This is a genomic window from Bacillus sp. JJ1474, assembly GCF_036965225.1.
GTDB lineage: Bacteria > Bacillota > Bacilli > Bacillales > Cytobacillaceae > Cytobacillus.
This window is the reverse complement of record NZ_JBALPC010000008.1, coordinates 1-17368: the sequence shown is the minus strand read 5'-3', so window position 1 is coordinate 17368 and position 17368 is coordinate 1. Positions and strand designations below refer to the sequence as shown.

General features: G+C 40.0%; 15 protein-coding genes. All 15 read right to left on the bottom strand.

Annotated features, from left to right (window positions below; translation table 11 throughout):
* Nucleotides 1–9: 9 nt before the first annotated feature.
* The 15 genes from V7164_RS01240 to V7164_RS01170 all read right to left on the bottom strand — a co-directional run bounded on the left by V7164_RS01240 (nucleotide 10) and on the right by V7164_RS01170 (nucleotide 17307).
* Nucleotides 10–555 (bottom strand): helix-turn-helix domain-containing protein, encoded by a 546-nt coding sequence (locus tag V7164_RS01240; protein ID WP_335345170.1) that lies wholly within the window; start codon nucleotides 553–555, stop codon nucleotides 10–12.
* Nucleotides 556–752: 197 nt separating this feature from the next.
* The gene (locus V7164_RS01235; RefSeq protein ID WP_335353251.1) at nucleotides 753–2303 is read right to left on the bottom strand and encodes a hydantoinase/oxoprolinase family protein; all 1551 of its coding nucleotides are present in this window, start codon (nucleotides 2301–2303) and stop codon (nucleotides 753–755) included.
* Complete coding sequence (locus V7164_RS01230; protein ID WP_335353250.1) at nucleotides 2303–3406, bottom strand: DUF917 domain-containing protein; 1104 nt, start codon at nucleotides 3404–3406, stop codon at nucleotides 2303–2305. The genes V7164_RS01235 and V7164_RS01230 overlap by 1 nt, the downstream gene beginning before the upstream one ends.
* A 16-nt stretch (nucleotides 3407–3422) precedes the next feature.
* On the bottom strand, nucleotides 3423–4007 hold the full coding sequence (locus tag V7164_RS01225) for a TetR/AcrR family transcriptional regulator (RefSeq protein WP_335353249.1): 585 nt from the start codon (nucleotides 4005–4007) through the stop codon (nucleotides 3423–3425).
* Nucleotides 4008–4804: 797 nt separating this feature from the next.
* Entirely contained in the window at nucleotides 4805–5665 is an 861-nt protein-coding gene (locus V7164_RS01220) for a biotin-dependent carboxyltransferase family protein (RefSeq protein WP_335353248.1), read from the bottom strand.
* Nucleotides 5662–6426 (bottom strand): LamB/YcsF family protein, encoded by a 765-nt coding sequence (locus tag V7164_RS01215; protein WP_335353247.1) that lies wholly within the window; start codon nucleotides 6424–6426, stop codon nucleotides 5662–5664. Before V7164_RS01215 ends, V7164_RS01220 begins: the two co-directional genes overlap by 4 nt.
* 142 nt (nucleotides 6427–6568) lie before the next feature.
* The gene (gene pxpB / locus V7164_RS01210; RefSeq protein ID WP_335353246.1) at nucleotides 6569–7312 is read right to left on the bottom strand and encodes a 5-oxoprolinase subunit PxpB; all 744 of its coding nucleotides are present in this window, start codon (nucleotides 7310–7312) and stop codon (nucleotides 6569–6571) included.
* Nucleotides 7305–7916 (bottom strand): pyroglutamyl-peptidase I, encoded by a 612-nt coding sequence (locus V7164_RS01205; protein WP_335345176.1) that lies wholly within the window; start codon nucleotides 7914–7916, stop codon nucleotides 7305–7307. Before V7164_RS01205 ends, pxpB begins: the two co-directional genes overlap by 8 nt.
* A 17-nt stretch (nucleotides 7917–7933) precedes the next feature.
* Entirely contained in the window at nucleotides 7934–10906 is a 2973-nt protein-coding gene (locus V7164_RS01200; protein ID WP_335353245.1) for a M14 family metallopeptidase, read from the bottom strand.
* 10 nt (nucleotides 10907–10916) lie between these two features.
* On the bottom strand, nucleotides 10917–11828 hold the full coding sequence (locus V7164_RS01195) for an ABC transporter permease (RefSeq protein ID WP_335353244.1): 912 nt from the start codon (nucleotides 11826–11828) through the stop codon (nucleotides 10917–10919).
* Nucleotides 11825–12760: a nickel ABC transporter permease gene (gene nikB, locus V7164_RS01190; RefSeq protein ID WP_335353243.1), complete on the bottom strand. Its 936-nt coding sequence runs from the start codon at nucleotides 12758–12760 to the stop codon at nucleotides 11825–11827. Before nikB ends, V7164_RS01195 begins: the two co-directional genes overlap by 4 nt.
* A gap of 132 nt (nucleotides 12761–12892) precedes the next feature.
* Entirely contained in the window at nucleotides 12893–14473 is a 1581-nt protein-coding gene (locus V7164_RS01185) for an ABC transporter substrate-binding protein (RefSeq protein ID WP_335353242.1), read from the bottom strand.
* A gap of 17 nt (nucleotides 14474–14490) precedes the next feature.
* Nucleotides 14491–15300, bottom strand: coding sequence for an IclR family transcriptional regulator (locus V7164_RS01180; protein ID WP_335353241.1), 810 nt, complete (start codon nucleotides 15298–15300; stop codon nucleotides 14491–14493).
* Nucleotides 15293–16318, bottom strand: coding sequence for an ABC transporter ATP-binding protein (locus V7164_RS01175; protein WP_335353240.1), 1026 nt, complete (start codon nucleotides 16316–16318; stop codon nucleotides 15293–15295). Before V7164_RS01175 ends, V7164_RS01180 begins: the two co-directional genes overlap by 8 nt.
* Nucleotides 16315–17307, bottom strand: coding sequence for an ABC transporter ATP-binding protein (locus V7164_RS01170; RefSeq protein WP_335353239.1), 993 nt, complete (start codon nucleotides 17305–17307; stop codon nucleotides 16315–16317). The genes V7164_RS01175 and V7164_RS01170 overlap by 4 nt, the downstream gene beginning before the upstream one ends.
* Nucleotides 17308–17368 lie beyond the last annotated feature (61 nt).

Here is a 17368-nt window from a genome sequence, read left to right as displayed (position 1 = left end):
CCACTTTCTCTAAAAGATGGAGGGTGTTAGTACGCATAGCATGACAGATTCCTCTTGTAGCGGGTTTTCATAATCATGCGGTATGTTAGAAGGAAAATGGATAGATTCATTGGCCTTAACAGTAAATTTGTCATGATCGACTATAAAACTTACTTCACCCTTTAATATGTAATAAAATTCTTCCCCTTTATGGACAAAGTTTTCATCCTTTTGCTGGTTTGGTTTTAAGACAACGATTAATGGTTCAAAAAGTCTGTTCGGGAAATTTCCGTTTAAACGAATGTAAGTAGTTTGGGAATTTTGAATTTGGAAAGATATTTGCTCTGATTCTTCAACATGATAGGTTTTGTTGATTAAAGGCTTTTGGAAAAAGTATGATATGTCTACTTCAAAGGCATCGGCGATTTTTTTTAGTGAGGTGATCGTTAAGGATGAAGAACCGCGTTCTATCATGGATAAAAATGCGCTTGAGAGCTCTGTCTTTTGACTTAATTCCTTTAGTGTCCAATTACGGCTCGTCCTTAGCTTCTTGATTTTCTCAAAAACTTCCTCCACTTTACTAACCCTCCATTGGTAATAATTCAGTATACTTAATTTTGAGTAAATATATTAAATATACTGAATATTTTAGCACCAATTTCGTTTGTGTCAATAACATTACCTGTTATTTTTTGACTATTAAAAAAGTCCTCACACAGATTGCAAGGACTTTTTTAAAAAGGAGGGTTCTTAAATTTCCTTTTAAAGGTCCCTTATTCTTTTAGTAGACCGGCCGCCTTTACTTTTACGTGGATGGAATTACCTGGAAGATAAGCGAGAGGGATATCCTCTATACTTACTATTTTCACTGTAGAAGGGGATGCCCCTGCTGTTATCGCTGAGTTAATCGCATGATTTTTTGCATCCTCAATGATTTCATCATATGTGTTTGATTCTAGTGTATAAATTTTGTCGGTTTCTCCGCTAACCTCACCTAGAGCTGCACCTATTGCATTTGCAGCAGCAAAGTTTTCTGGCATATACACCTTTGATACACCCTTGAGCTTTGAAGATACAAGAATACTCCCGCCTCCAACTAGAATGACCGGAACATCGTCTCTGCTCGTTTTCATTCGATCGATTGCATCTTCTAGCATTCTAGAAATCAATTGATCAGCTTTCTCGGCTAAATCGGGATCTATATTTTCCGTTTGTGCCTGATCGAGTTTAAACTTCCCCATTTTGACGGCAATATCTGTTGTGGTTAGTGTATCTCCTCCAAAGACTATGCCCTTTTCAGATAATAAGTAACCTACACTTTCTGGTCCAATGGCTACTTCCCCATCCTTGTTATAAACAATGGTTCCCCCGCCTAGGCCCATAGATAAGAGATCTGGCATACGGAAGTTTGTACGAATCCCGCCAATATCGACAGCCAATGACGACTCTCTTGGGAAGCCGTTGACAAGTACCCCAATATCAGTAGTTGTTCCTCCTATATCAACAACCAAAGCATGGTCCAAACCTGTCAAATGTGCTGCACCTCTTATCGAATTCGTTGGGCCGCTTGCAATAGTTAGGATTGGATACTCAAGTGCATATTCACAAGTCATTAATGTTCCGTCGTTTTGGCCAAAGTAAATCTTTGCATCGATTCCTTCTTTTTCAAGTGTTTGTTGAAAACCTTCTGCAACCTCTTTGATGATTTCTTTTAAGGCTGCATTTAATATGGTTGCATTTTCCCTTTCTAGCAACCCTACACTTCCAATTTCATTTGATAAAGAAATGTATAGATCCTCACCTAATTCTTCTCTCACAATTTCTGCGACTCTTTTTTCTTGAAGCTGATTTACAGGGGAGAACACACCAACAATAGCGATAGAGTGTGTCTTTCCTTTGAACTCTTGGCAAATTTCTCTTATTTCATGCTCGTTAATCTCTGCAATTGTTCTGCCGTCATATTCATATCCTCCAGATGCAATTCTTGTATTCATTCCAATTTTTTCGATTATGTCATCCGGCCAACCAGCTAAAGGAGGAATGGCAGTTGTTGCTGGTGCGCCTAGCCTTATGACACCAACCTTAGTAAGCTTTTTACGCTCCACAATTGCATTTGTACAATGTGTCGTGCCCAGCATCACATATTTAATCCTTTGAGGATCTACCTTACTTTTACTAAGAAGCTCTCTTACAGAATGATTGATCCCCGTACTAATATCTGTTGTTGTAGCGACCTTTACTTGGCAAATACACTCTAAGTTTTCATTCAGAAGAACGGAATCTGTGTGTGTACCTCCGACATCGATTCCAACACGATAATTCATTATTCCCAGTCCTTTCTTTTCCGTTCTAGCTGCTCTACCGGCTCATATTCATATGGATAACCGAAATAATGTGGCCCGGCCGTTTCAATTCCTTTTTTTGTACGCCACTTCTCATGACATGGGAATGCGATAATAATGACCCTTGCCCCATATTTTAAACCCTCTGTTGTGATCGGAACGCCGGTTTCTAAATCTAACACAGCAATTAAATCAGGAGTAATGGCAAGTGGTTTGTCTTTCGATGCATCAACTGCCAATAAATGCTCATTTTGAAAGAAGAGTTTGACAAGCTGATCTTTATTTTTATTTATACCTTCAATTAAAGCCTCCCCCTTAGTAAATCCCTCCTGAATACGGCGGCGGATATCAACCGCTTTTCCTTGGAACAATTCAAAGCCTTCAAGTTTCTTAAGCATTTCTTTGACTGGATTTAATCCTTTAACCTTTGAATGACGAATAATTTTCCCTATATCTTCAGCCAGGGTTAATGTATCGGGTATGGCACTTTGCTTTACATATTTTCCTTCTAATGCATAATCACACATTTTAGCTTGTCCGCCCATTTGAATGGTAGCCGCACGTGCCAATCGCTCTGACCATTCACCGTTGATTGGGTACATAAGAAGTGTGTTGCCTTTGTCATCCGCCATCGTAACCGCACCAGGAGAAAGTCCATCAAGGTGAAATGTCACCATCTGTGCCTCTGGAAAAGCTCTCCCCATCGCATCAGCGTCTAGGACAGGAATTCCCTTTTTCGCAGCAGCTGCTACAGGAATAAGTGAGTTAATTCCGCCAACTTCAATAGGCATGATGGCTGTTGCTTTTTTTCCCAGCACCTTTTCAAGCATCTCCAGAGAGGCTGTTAGCTCCTCTTCTGAAGCAATTTTTTCAACACCCACAGTCGGCGCACCAATAGAGGAAACAGGAACAACTAAATCATCATCTTTTAATTCATCAACTGTAATCATTCTAACTTTTCCGTATTTCTTTATGGCTTCGATGGCCATCATTTTCCCTATGTACGGATCACCGCCCCCGCCAGTACCCAATACAGCAGCACCAATCGCAATATTTTCAATTTCTTCAATTCCTAAAAGTCTCATTTCCATCCCCCGTTGATTATTTAGATATGCCTTCCCAATAGATTTTCCAGTTCGTTTTAAGCCGCCACTCAAGTGCCTCAATATCCTTTGGGTAATAAAATAATTGTGTAAATAAGCCATCCATTAAACATAAAAAACTAGCTGTTAAACTTTTAACCTCAATTTCTCTTACTTCACCCTTCTGGATAGCAGAAGTAAATATCTTATTCAATAAGTTTGCTAAAAAACGATCAGATTTTAAAAATTCCTCCTGAACCCTACTCTCTAATCCTTTCGGCGGAAAAAGCATATATCGCCTATAAAAGTTTGTTTTCTCCTCTTCCTTCAGATGGTAATAATGCATTTCTTGTAGAATGGTAAATAATTTCCTCTCTGCAGTATCATTGGATATGCTGTCCGAGATGTCCTGAATATATTGAAAGTGATGGCTAAATACTTCATGAAGCACAGTTAAAAATAAATCTTCCTTATTGCTATAAAACGCATAAATGGAAGGAGTTTTAATCCCTACCATTTCTGCAATCTTAGCCAGAGTTGTTTCTTCATAGCTATTAACTGAAAAAAGTGTTAGTGCTGCATCCTTAATTTTGTTTTTCGTCATTTTCATCACCTAATGATCATTAGTTAGGTTACAGTATAAAACATGAACATTCAGAATTCAACGAATTGTTCCTGATTTTTTATGGATTTCTGTAAATTTGGGAGGCTTACCTGCTTTTGTTTACAGTTTTCTGTGGCGATTATAAGAATTGGGAAGCTTTCGGGGCTTTGTTTCTGCTTTTTTATGAATCCATGTAAATTTGGGAGACTTACCGGCTTTTAATTCCTCTTTTCCGTGAATACAATTTAAATTTGGAGATTTATGCGATTTACTGCCATCAGTTGTGGGCTCAAAAATACTTTTCGATAATTACAGTATATTTTCGCCGTGATCATTTACCTCTTGCACTCAACTAAAAACCCCTGCTTTATTGTCTATTAAATACAATTTATTTTGACATAGAAAGGGGAAAGGAACGAAATGGCTTTTCCTCAATTTTAGATAAACCTATTAATATTGAGGTTTAGTTTAATATGGACATTTATTTCAATCAAACGTTTGATTAAACTACCGCTAGCCCTTGCGGCAACAGTTTGTGCCTCAATCAATCGTTTAATTAATGGCTTTCCCTTGGAACTTGGAAATGGGATCCCAATACGAACATACATATCAATCAAACGTTTAATTAATTTGACCCTAGCCCTTGTGCAGCAACCGTTTGCGCCTGTTCAATCAATCGTTTGATTAATGACTTTCCCCATAACCTTTAAAATTCCCCTTTTAAGTTATCTTCCTGCAATTTCAATTTCCTTCTTATGCTGTAAAACTAAATTCTGGCGGTGACAGTGCACCGCCAACTATTCAAGCATTTCGAATTTAATCTTACAGCCTCTACGAAGCTGGACAACTTTCCAGAGATCTTTTTTTACTATTTTGCCAATTGTTGAGTAGCCTCCAATTGTTTGGGCGTCTGCCATTAATATGATTGGCTGACCATTATTAGGAACTTGAATTGTACCAAATTGTGTTGCTTCGGATAGGATGTCGCTTCCATTAATAAATGAAAGAGGAGGTCCTTCAAGGAGATAGCCCATTCTGTCTCCAACCTTTATGCAATATGTTGACTTGAAAAATTCATAAACACTTTCTTCGCGGAATCGATTTAGGTGTGGGCTCGGCCAAACCCTAACGCAAAGTTCCTTAGAATAAGCGGGAATATCGCTTGGTCGAAGGCTACTTTGAAATCTGTTAGTTTTTTCTTTGCTAGCATATAAAATCATGTCCTTTTTTAGCTGAGTGCCTAGCTGACCTTTTGGATAAGTAGATGCACTGCCTAATAGTTCTTCAGCATAAAAGCCGCCTTCAGGAATGATATACGTAATAGTCCCCCGAATGGGTTGAGTTAATTTCAGGATCTGTCCTTTAAAAATATTAAAGGATTTCCAATATGGTGTAGGTTCACTATCAAGCAATCCTCCTAAATCAGCACCCGTAATCACTATTCTATGGTCTGTGAGAACTTCTAACTCAAGTCCACCTAAAAAAAACTCTAATGCAGGATCATTGAAATCATTACCTAAAATATAGTTCCCCATTTTATAAGCATGGAAATCCATAGCACCAGATACTGGAACACCAAACCGTCTATAGCCAGTTCGGCCTTGGTCCTGAATTGACCCATATACTCCCGCTTTCCTCACTTTAAATAGTGGAATCATATTTCTTTCCCTATAGATTCAACAAGGATCCGGGCTTCTTCCAAAGCTTTTCGAATTAACATTGTATGATGGGCAACATTTTCTCCATCGCCATGAAAGCAAATCGTATCCGCCTTCATTGGCAGCCATTGACCTGATTGTGTTTTGACCCTCTTGTTAAACACGATTTCCTTTACTTGTCCAAGAATATCATCGAATGAATTCAGCACTGCATTCGGTAAAAGTCTTGAACACAAACGTCCATCATCCGTATATACCCGGTCCGCGAAGGCCTCGGAAGCTGTTTTCAAACCAATTTTTTGTCCAGCTTTTACTAATTCACTATTAGTTAATCCGAATAAATAAACATCAGCTGCAGAATCATAAACAGCTTCTGCGACAGCCTCTGCAACAACAGTGTTTTCTGCCGCTGCATTATAAAGGGCCCCATGGGGCTTCACATGCTGAAGTGGAACACCGTGAATATCACAAAAAATACGAAGTGCGCCAATTTGGTAAACTACACAATTGTAAATTTCACGCGGTGCCATCTGCAATACTCTACGCCCAAAACCTTGAAGATCTGGATAGCCTGGATGAGCACCAACTCCAACCCCATGTTCCTTTGCTCGTTTCACAGTCTCTTGCATGACGTTAAAATCACCAGCGTGAAAACCACATGCAATATTTGCTGATGTTATATGAGGAAAGAGCTCGTTATCCTCACCAATCTTAAAAGTTCCAAAGCTTTCTCCGACATCAGCATTTAAATCTATGCGCATAACGGCACCTCCTTTTTTATAAGAAAATTTTTATCTGCTAGCCGTTATTGAATAAACTAAGGTCATTTCCTAATAAGAAAACTCTGCTATAAATTGCATTATTAAACTTTATCGGGTCACGCCATTTCCATGGGCTGTTCCGCTAATCCATGATAAATGATTTTATCTCTTCTGGATCCTCTTCCAATCGCTTCTTGATCTTGTCATACTCCGCCATTGAAATGGGCAAAAATTCAAGCTGATCGCCAGCCTGAATAAAAAACGGCTCCGAACGGTCAGGTAAATACAGACCAAGCGGTGTTCTCCCGATTATATTCCACCCACCAGGAGATTCTAACGGATAGATCCCCGTCTGATTATTTCCTATGCCTACTGTCCCTTTTGAAACCTTCGCACGGGGAGTATCCAGCCTTGGCGTTGCTAATTTTTCATTCAATCCGCCTAAATAGGGAAAACCGGGTAAAAAACCAATCATATAAACGGTATATGTTTGATGAGCATGCAGGTAGATAATTTCTTCCTTACTTAATTGCGTGTGTTTCATTACTCTTTCTATATCTAAACTAAACTCGTCATCATAGCATACCGGAATATGCAGCTTTCTTATTTTATTCTCCGTTTCCTCTACACTGCAAAGCTCCCATTTCGTTAGCAGACGTTTTATATCATTGTTGGGATTTTTCATTTCCTTTTTATAATAAACGGTAACCGCGTGATAGCTTGGGACTACCTCTTCGATCAATGACCCTGAATCTCGTTCAACAGTCATACAAAATTTTCGTACCTTCTGAAAAGTCTCACTATCAATATTTTGGCCGAAGCAAAACCGAATGCTATTCTCTCCAGTTACCATTGCTTCGGGAATATATTTTTGCAGATTACTCATTTTCAGATAACACTTGAATACAAGTGAGAATGGCCTTTTTCAAATCTTCATGAGACCAGCTCGGAATCTTTCCGTGCTGGATTGCCAGCTCATGGGATGCAGGTATATGAATAAAACCGGAAGGCATTTGACGTTTATTCAGGCTCGCAAAGTGCAGGCTTTGATACATTACATGATTACAAAGATATGTCCCAGCCGTATTAGAGACTTCTGCTGGAAGCCCTTCCTCTATCAGGCGATTCACCATCTTCCGTATAGGAAGGGTTGTCATGTAGCCGTCTGCTCCTTCCTCCTGTATGACTTCATCTACTGGGATATTGCCGCTATTATCTGGCTCGCCGTCATTCACATTAATGGCAATACGTTCGGGTGTTATTTTATAGCGCCCTCCTGCTAATCCTAATGAAATCACAGCGTCCGGCTGAATTTTCTCTAAATGGGCTAAAAGCTGTTTTCCAGAATTTTTGAAATCAACGGTTAAAACCTCGCTATGAATCTTGTAATTTCCAACCTCTTTTTCATGCAATTCTTCAACAATACGCATTGTTGGGTTAATAGAAAACTTTAAAAACGGTTCAAATCCAGTGAGTAATAATGTTTTCATAGAAAAACTCCCTCTCTTTATGAAAGTCGAAGTGGGCGTCTCCGTTCTAATCCTAGCCCGTTCTTGTTATGGCGTTCCACATCAATCTCTGCCTTTTGAAGAGCCTCCAAAATGGCTAAGTCAAATAAAATATGTGCTTCAATACAGCTTTCGAGAACCTCACCATACACAGTTTCATCCGCAGCTTCAGAGATAACCTCAGCTGCAATCCACTCAGGGTATCTTGTAATTCCGATTGTTGAATAGCTTGGGGCAACATCCGACTGCCGATAAAAATGAATACCGGGAACCTCTTCGATTGGAAAAACTTTTGGCAGCCATTGGTTGCCGTACTTTTTAAAGCGTTCCTTCCAGTACTGATTTTCCTCTTCAATCTTTGTACCTTTGATCCAATGGCTAATTCGATTAGCAATCACATCTAAATTTACTTCATGCGTTGGCCGGAATTCTCCTTTTGATAATCTTCCAATTCCGTATATTTTCGCACTTGGCAGAAAATATGAGACAGGAAAGCGCGGCGGGCTATTATAACCCGCAAAAGGCTGGACCCATTCATGTGAAGGGATGCCATGATCATCAATGATGATATCCGGGGCCCATCTTCGCAAAATCTCTGGATATATATTTGCCTCACCAAATACAGTTTCATGGAAACGGACGAGAGAATATTCCAAGCCCACTGCATTATATCTTGCTGCATGGTGCTTCCATTCCGGGTGCTCTTCCGTAAGTTTTAGCATTAATTCGTACCCATCAGGATTTGCTAGAGGGAGAATAACAATGTTCATATCCTTTAATAAATGATCAAAATGCCCGTCGGCCCGTTCTAATAATTTTAATACAGCAGGCGTACTCGAAACCTCGTTGGCATGGTGGCCAGCCTCAATAAAAATGGTTTTCTTAAATAGAGACATTTTCAAAGTAGAATAAAACTCTTCACCTGCATCAAGGAAACATTCAAAAACAGGAATTGCATGACCACGGTAAGAATGGTCGGGATACAAAATCCGATACTGACTCTGATGGCTGATCCAATCTTGCACATCCTTATGAATATGCTGTGAAGGAAGTTCAAAAGCTTCTACTGGACGTGTTATTTCCTCATGCCCATTTGTCATGATAGCCTTAAAAAAATGTCCTTCACGATTAAACTGAATAGATGTCGTTGTCCATTGCTCTATTTGTTTATCTTCCCAGCTATAGACTCGAATTAGCGCCCTAGGCTTCTCTCTATACGTTACATGCATAAACGGGTGAACTCCGCCGGGAGCGTCAAATGACTTCCCTTCAAGCTCTAGTCCCATATGGGCAAAGTAGTCCAGTGTATTAAAATAAAGATCCTCATGCAATGCTTCAAGGGAGGATACACGTTCTTCATCAATGGATAATTTTCTTTCTTCCTCACTCATCCATACGTCTATTTCTATCCGGTCAAATAGTGGGCGGTTATGCCCTTGGCCGGGACGATAACTAGAAACCTCACGCCTAAGACTAGGCAGCACTTCGAGCATATAGAAACGATAAAAGCGTTCCCTGTCGGATTGAACAATATGTTCAATTGGTTCTTCCCCAAATTTCAGTATTCGTACAGCGCTTGAACTTGGATAAACACTATGCTTTTCGTCTACATATGGGAGCTTTGAAACAGGTACGTCCAAATACCCCATTAAATATTTTTCACCTAACTTGCCAATTCGATAGACCTCATAGGTGTGTTCAAGGCCATCCTCTAACGCATATTGAACCAACTCGGCCTTCAGGCCGATTTCCTTTTCTATATATTTGTCAAGGGGATACAATTCCTGAATCCAGCGAATAGGCAATTCAAGTGCATTTTTACCTGCTTGTTTTTGAACTTTTATTTCAATGCCTTGAATTCCTTCATCTTGTATCTCTGAGTCTATAAATTCCGGCAAAACTTCCTCAATAAACCAATGAAATCCCGTTTTGAAAGCAGAGCGAATAGTTATGGATTTTATTTGGGGAAAATGAAGCTGCCACTCTTTCTCTAAGGCTTTTCGAACTTCCAGTGGTTCTGATAAATAGATTTCGATATTTGCACCTTCAAGGTCTTTTTCATTTGCTAAAACCTCAAAAGCTCTGTCCGCTTCCCATTCATCTGTCCAATTCATTTCAAACAAAAGCGAGGGCTCTGTTTTTTGAGATAATTTATGCTCCTGCTCCCAGTATCCAAATTCCCCTCCCTCACTCCAATGTTTTGCCCGTGCAAGATGATAAATGGCAGCCGGAAGGTTAGTTTTATTCCCTGCTAAACGTAAAGTATTCGGATACGGCAGTTCTAACATCATATTGGAACCTTCCGTCACTTGAAACTGTAAAGCGGCATCTGCATTTCCTGTAATAGGAAACTCGATTTTGGTAGAATACATAGCTCCCCTAGCAGCTAAATGACAAAGCTCACGCAAAAGTTCAGGTGTCCACAATAAGTCTTCAACGTCAATATTCATGCTGAATGCTTTAGAAGGGGACGCCTCACTGATCTTTCCTATACCAGAGAAGCTCCAAAAGTCCGCTAAACTATTAATTTTAGGATAAGTATTATGACAATCTTTTCTAACAGCTAAAGTCGGAATAATTGTCTGCCCGCTATAAAGTCTGCCATCTTTCAATTCAATTCTAGAACTTTTCTCAGTTATTAATTCAGGTTCCATGGAGGCTAGAAGCTTAAGCAAGGTCGAAAGCTCTATTTCATCTTTATAGCTGACAACAAGATGCTGATTCTCTACCCTTATTGCTGTGAATAATTCCGAGTGTTCAAAATCCATTTGAATAGCTTTATCACTTTTTTCAAAGAAATGGAAGGAGAGGGATGTTGTTTCAAACCCTAACCGGCCACAGAAGTCTATTAAACCTTCTGGGACAAGATGTTCGGGCAAGTTAATATAAATCGAAGTACTATCAACAACTCCATCGCCATTTTTATCACGCAATAGACCTTCTTTCGACCAAAGCGCAAGAATATTCTTCACTTGTCCTCACCTACAATTTCATATTTGGATCGAATTTATCTCTGAGCCAATCTCCTAATAAGTTAAAACCCAATACGGTCAGCATAATGGCAATACCAGGGAAAGTAGCTGTCCACCAAGCAGTCGTGACATAGTTTCGGCTATCTGCAAGCATTCCGCCCCAAGATGGAATGGTTGGGTCCACTCCCAAACCTAAGAATGTTAGTGAAGCTTCCAATAAAATAAATTCTGCAATATACATCGTTCCTAGTACGAGAATCGAGGATAACACATTTGGCAAGATATGCTTCCAGATTATAGTAAAGTGAGTTCCACCAATCGCCTTAGCCGCATGAATATATTCTTGTTCTTTCAAGGAAATTACTTCTCCCCTGATTAACCGGGCGAAACCTACCCAGTATGTTAACCCGAGAATGATGATAATCTTCCAAATTCCTGTACCAAGCACACTCATAACGACAATGGCAAACAAAATAAACGGAAAGGCCAATTGGATATCTGCCACACGCATTATGAAATCATCTAGCCATTTTCCAAAGTAGCCTGAAATAAGCCCAAGGACAGTGCCAATAACCAATGAGATTAAAACACCGAAAAATCCAACCATTAATGAAATTTTCGCCCCGTAAATGATGCGGCTAAACAAGTCCCGGCCAACTTGGTCTGCGCCAAGAAAATAAACAGACTTGCCTGTTTCATCTGCCCAAGATGGCGGAGCAAGTCGGGATGTCAAGCTTGCTTTTGATGGGTCAAATGGAACAATCCATTGGGCAAAGAGTGCTGCCGATAAGCTTAGAACGACAAGGATGATTCCAGCAAACCCGGCAGGATTTTTTTTAATAAAGCGCCAAAACCGTTTTAATAATGATTTTTTGGGGCTTACTTGCTGCTCTGGTGTTTGTTCGAGCTGTAAGGATGTCATGAACGGCCACTCCCCCCGATTTTTATTCTCGGATCAATAAACGTGTAGCTTAAATCAATAATCAGATTGACTACTACCATAACAATTGCTAGAAAAATAACTCCGCCTTGAATAACCGGATAATCCCTTTGATTGATGGCATCAATAATTAACCGGCCAATTCCCGGCCAAGAAAAAATCTGTTCAACAATAACTGTTCCTCCTAGAAGTGCACCAAATTGAAGGCCAATAAATGTAACAGTAGGCAATAATGCATTGCGGAAGGCGTGTTTTATGATAACAGCCAGATCACTTATTCCTTTCGATTTTGCGGTTGACACATATTGCTTATTTAATACCTCCAGCATAGAGGATCGGACTAGTCTCGCCAAAATCCCTGATAATATCATACCCAATGTAATAGAAGGGAGAATAAGATGCTTGAAGCCCTCAAAGCCAGAGGACGGCAGCCATTTCAGGTTTACTGCAAAAATAAGGATGAGCATAATACCTAACCAGAAATTAGGAAAGGAAATCCCAATTAGTGAAAAAATACGCCCAAAGAAATCAACACCCGTTCCTCGTTTAACTGCTGATAAAATACCTACTGGGAACGCAATAATAATTGCAACAGCCATTCCGCCAAAAGCAAGAGCTAACGTAGCACCAATCCGTTCCTTGATTAATTCCATTACAGGCATTCCGCTCCTGAAAGATTCACCAAGGTCAAACGTAATTAGCCCCTTCAAAAATATCCCATATTGTACATACAGCGGTTTGTCTAGTCCAAGATTGGCTCTCACCTCGGCAATCGCCTCTTTTGTAGGCTCCCCTGCCTGGAACATGACAGAAACAGGGTCCCCAGTCAGCCGAATGGAGAAGAAGATAATTAACGATATGGCGAAAATAACTAAAATGGTGTGAAACAATCTTCGAATAACATAAGCTATCATTTTTGTCCCCCCTTGAAGGCGTGTTTATTGTTCAATTAAAACAGTTTGGATGATATAGATTAAAAGAAAGAGATAGCATGAGATTCATACTATCTCTTTCTGTCAAAGACTTGCATACACAGAATCTGTTTTTTATTTAACAGAAACCTCTTCTAGTCGCATACGATCTTCATGCGGAGGCTGGAAGTTTTGAACTCTCTTGTTTACTGCATATAAATCAACAGCTGAATATAAATTCAGTTCAGGTGCTTCATCATAAAGTAATTCTGTTAGCTCCTTGAAGATTGCTTCACGTTCTTCCTGGTTGATAGACGAACGCTGTTTGCGAAGAAGCTCTTCAACCGTTTCATTTTTGTAAGACGGATTCCATTGTTCACCTTCGTAATACATTAAATAAGCTGTGTTATCGAAATCAAGTGTCCATCCGCCCCATCCTTGACGGTACATATGACCAGCTTTAGCGTTTGGAATTAAATCTGAAATTAATGTTGTATTATCAACACTATTAATATTTACCTTTAAGCCTACTTCCTCTAAGAAGAATGAAACAGCTTGAGAGATCTCTTTAAAGTTTCCATCATTACCAGGGATGAATAGGTCAATGGCAGTTCCTTCTTGTACTCCAGCTTCTTTTAATAACTCTTTCGCTTTTTCAGGATCATAAGGGTATGGCTTTAAGTCAGGGTTGTTTCCGAAAGAAAGCTCACTTTGGAACGTACTGATTGGTTTTCCGTACCCGCCAAGAATTTCGTCAATGATCGCCTGCTTGTCCACCGCATAGTTGATTGCCTGTCTAACAAGTTTGTTATCAAACGGTTTTTTTGACACATCAAATCGTAAAGAGAAGGCGGTTGGTGTACCAACATCTTTTAATTCTAAGAAATCAGTGCCTTTTACTGTTTCAGCCTGTGCTACCTCTACACGCTTCATAATGTCAATTTTTCCTGTTTGCAATTCTGCTAATCTTGTAGATGCTTCAGGAATTACTTTATACACAACTTTGTCTAGCTTTGGTAATCCTTCTTTCCAGTAATCAGCGTTCTTTTCTAGAACAATTTCTTGGTCACGTTTGTAGCTAGTCATTTTAAAAGGGCCAGTTCCTACTGGATTGTTGTTGAAGTTCTCGTCCCCTTTTTCCTGTATATACTGAGGCGGTACAATGACTGCCCCGTATCCAGCCAGCTTCGTTAATAGAACAGGATCTGAATTTTTTAAATTAAAGTTCACTGTGAATTCATCAACAACTTCAACCTTGTCAATAGATGTATAGTTCGAATATTGCGGTCCTTTTTGACCTTCTTCACCTAGCAAACGATCAAAAGTAAATTTGACAGCTTCAGCATTGAACGGTTCTCCATTATGAAACTTAACACCTTGACGAAGCTTGAATTGCAATGTTTTGTCATCTAAATACTCCCAGCTCTCAGCAAGACCTGGCTGCAGTTCTAAATCCAAATTACGGTCTACAAGTCCTTCAAATACGGAAGTGGCAATTGTACTCCAATCTAAAAGAAATGTATCAATTGGATCCCAGTTTTGCGGATCGCCAGAAACACCAATAACGATTTCATTGCCGCGGTCTTTTGCCGGATTTTCTCCACTGCTCTTACTTGGGCTTGTGCTAGCCTCATCTTTCCCGCCGCCTGAACATGCAGTAAGAACGAGTGTAAAGGCCAAAAATAGTGCAAATAATGCTGAAAATTTCTTTTTCATTCCCTGTTTCCCTCCTGTTATTGTTCTATTTTTATTTTTTCTCCATATGGATATGGATAGTTGTAACCGATTTCTTTTGAAATCCCTGCAGCAGCCTCCCAAAGCGGACCCAGAATAGGCTGGATCTTTTCCCTTGGAAATGAAGTGGAAAATCCTGCAATACTAATTGAATACGGAACCGAACCAGACCGGTCAAATATAGGGACGGCAATCGATACTGTACCTTCTTCTAACTCAGAATCGCTGTATGAAAACCCTTCTAGCTTTGTCTGTGCAATTAGCTTAAGCACTTCCTCTTTTGTTTTCGGCGTTTGACTAGCATAGTTAGTTAGGGGTTTCTCCAATACCTTTTCTATCATTTCCTCCGGCAAAAAAGTGAGAAGCATGCGCGTACACGCACCCGCATAAAGTGGAGCATGCCGGCCAACTTTTGTGTAAAGGCGAACAGGCCGCGTACTTTCCACTTTTTCAATATAGACACCTTCATATTGATCGCGGATGACTAGCTGCACGGCTTCATTAAATGTTTCCTGAAGTTTCTTCATATAAGGGAGAGCTACCCGGCGAATTTCAAATCTTTCTGCCACTCTTTCTCCCATTTCAAGAAATTTCAGGCCTAATCCGTAGCTTTCGCCATCAACCACTAAACCATCTTGCTGAAACGTTATTCGCTGCAAATATCCAAGTTCAGTAAACGTTCTTAATAAGCGAAAGGCTGTTGCTTTTGGTATTCCTGAATGGTTGGATATTTCGTCAAGCCGCCAATAAGGCTTCTCTTCTGTAAAATAATCTAGTAAATTCAAAGCTTTTTCTAATGTTTTACTCATGCGAAGTCACCAGTTGTTTCTGATTTTTTTCGGCCCCTTCGTACAAATGGCAAGAAACTGCGTGGTTATTACGGATGGCCTGTAATGATGGCCGTTCTGTTTTACAGATATCCATACAAGAAGAACATCGTGGATGGAATGTACAGCCATTAGGCGGATTGGACGGACTTGGGACATCCCCGGTTAAAATGATCCTCTTTTTCTTATGCAAAGGATGCGGACTAGGCAGTGCTGATAGGAGCGCCTCTGAATAAGGATGCAACGGTTCATTATATAAACTGTTTTTCTCAGCAATTTCTACCATCTTACCGAGATACATGACTCCAATCCGATCACAGAAATGTTTCACAACACTTAAATCATGTGAGATAAAGATATAGGTGAGCCCGAATTCTTTTTGTAAGTCCTTCATTAAATTTAAAACCTGTGACTGAATCGAAACATCCAATGCTGAAACAGGCTCATCAGCAATAATTAGTTTTGGCTTTGAGATTAGTGCCCTTGCAATACCTATCCGCTGGCGTTGACCACCCGAGAATTCATGCGGGAAACGTGTAAGCTGGGCTGCCGTTAATCCAACTTGATCAGCCACTTCCAAGAGTCTTTTTTCCCGCTCATCGCGGTCAGTAACACCGAAATTAATAAGCGGTTCTTCAATAATGTTTTTGACTTTCATTCGGGGATTAAGGGAAGCAAAAGGATCTTGAAACACAATTTGGATATCTTTCCTTAACAGTCTCATTTCACTTTTATTAAGTTCAGCGATATTTCTCCCTTGAAAAAAGATATTTCCCTCGGTTGGTTCAAGAAGTCTGAGAATGGTTCTGCCCGTGGTGCTTTTTCCGCAGCCTGACTCTCCAACAATCCCAAAGGTTTCACCTTGCTTTACTTCAAAAGAGACTCCATCTACTGCCTTCACATGTTTCATAGTTTTATTTCCGAACACTCCTCCTTTAATAGGAAAGTGTTTTTTCAGATTTTCAACCTTTAATAATACGTTACTGTCCAGTGCTGTCATGTTGCGGTCACCTCCGACTCACCATGTTCATAAAGCCAGCATTTCACCTTTGAACCATTATCCATTTCAAATAACGGAGGAACTTCTTTACATCTTTCATGCGCAAATGAGCATCTTGGTGCAAACCTGCAACCGGCAGGCATTTTACCCGGAGCTGGAACAATTCCAGGAATGGAAGATAGATATTCTTTCTGTTCATTAATATCCGGCAATGAGGCTAGAAGCCCTTTCGTGTAAGGGTGCCGAGGATGATCGAAAAGATCAACATCTTGCGACTCTTCTACAACCTCTCCCGCATACATGACAATCACTCTGTCACACATCTCCGCTACAACCCCAAGATCATGAGTGATAAGAACAATGGACATGTGCAGCTGTTCTTGCAATTTCTTCATTAATTCTAAGATTTGCGCCTGGATTGTTACATCGAGAGCCGTTGTAGGCTCGTCTGCTATAAGGACTTCCGGATTACAGGAAAGAGCCATTGCAATCATCACTCTTTGACGCATCCCTCCAGAAAGCTGGTGAGGATATTCATTCAGTACTTGTTCCGGTCTTGGGATACCGACAAGTTTAAGCATTTCCAAAGCGCGGCCTCTCGCCTCTTTTTTCGAGATGCTTTCGTGGTTTAAAACCATTTCATTTATTTGATCCCCAATCCTGTGGACCGGGTTCAATGAGCTCATTGGCTCCTGGAAAATCATCGAAATCTTTTTCCCACGGATTTTCCTCCAATCCTTCTTGGCGAAATCCTTGAAATTTAGGCTTCCGAGGCGAATATTTCCTTCAAGCCTCTCAACGCCTGGAGGTAAAAGACCCATTAATGAAAGAGACGTCATACTTTTTCCGCAGCCCGATTCTCCAACAATTCCAAGTGTTTCACCTTTATGGAGGTGGAAACTTATTCCATTCACAATGGCTATCTTCCGATTATCTTCATCTTTAATTCCAACTTTTAGCTCGTCTACTTCTAAAACTTTTTGAACCATTATGACACTCCTAACGGTTTCATTTTTTGAAATGCAATTTCATTTTTTGATAATTTAAATA

Bases quoted from the DNA above. Each gene is read 5' to 3' on its own strand.
- V7164_RS01235 (WP_335353251.1), bottom strand. From the start codon at position 2,303: ATGAATTATCGTGTTGGAATCGATGTCGGAGGTACACACACAGATTCC.
- V7164_RS01230 (WP_335353250.1), bottom strand. From the start codon at position 3,406: ATGAGACTTTTAGGAATTGAAGAAATTGAAAATATTGCGATTGGTGCT.
- V7164_RS01225 (WP_335353249.1), bottom strand. From the start codon at position 4,007: ATGACGAAAAACAAAATTAAGGATGCAGCACTAACACTTTTTTCAGTT.
- V7164_RS01220 (WP_335353248.1), bottom strand. From the start codon at position 5,665: ATGATTCCACTATTTAAAGTGAGGAAAGCGGGAGTATATGGGTCAATT.
- V7164_RS01215 (WP_335353247.1), bottom strand. From the start codon at position 6,426: ATGCGCATAGATTTAAATGCTGATGTCGGAGAAAGCTTTGGAACTTTT.
- pxpB (WP_335353246.1), bottom strand. From the start codon at position 7,312: ATGAGTAATCTGCAAAAATATATTCCCGAAGCAATGGTAACTGGAGAG.
- V7164_RS01205 (WP_335345176.1), bottom strand. From the start codon at position 7,916: ATGAAAACATTATTACTCACTGGATTTGAACCGTTTTTAAAGTTTTCT.
- V7164_RS01195 (WP_335353244.1), bottom strand. From the start codon at position 11,828: ATGACATCCTTACAGCTCGAACAAACACCAGAGCAGCAAGTAAGCCCC.
- nikB (WP_335353243.1), bottom strand. From the start codon at position 12,760: ATGATAGCTTATGTTATTCGAAGATTGTTTCACACCATTTTAGTTATT.
- V7164_RS01185 (WP_335353242.1), bottom strand. From the start codon at position 14,473: ATGAAAAAGAAATTTTCAGCATTATTTGCACTATTTTTGGCCTTTACA.
- V7164_RS01180 (WP_335353241.1), bottom strand. From the start codon at position 15,300: ATGAGTAAAACATTAGAAAAAGCTTTGAATTTACTAGATTATTTTACA.
- V7164_RS01175 (WP_335353240.1), bottom strand. From the start codon at position 16,318: ATGACAGCACTGGACAGTAACGTATTATTAAAGGTTGAAAATCTGAAA.
- V7164_RS01170 (WP_335353239.1), bottom strand. From the start codon at position 17,307: ATGGTTCAAAAAGTTTTAGAAGTAGACGAGCTAAAAGTTGGAATTAAA.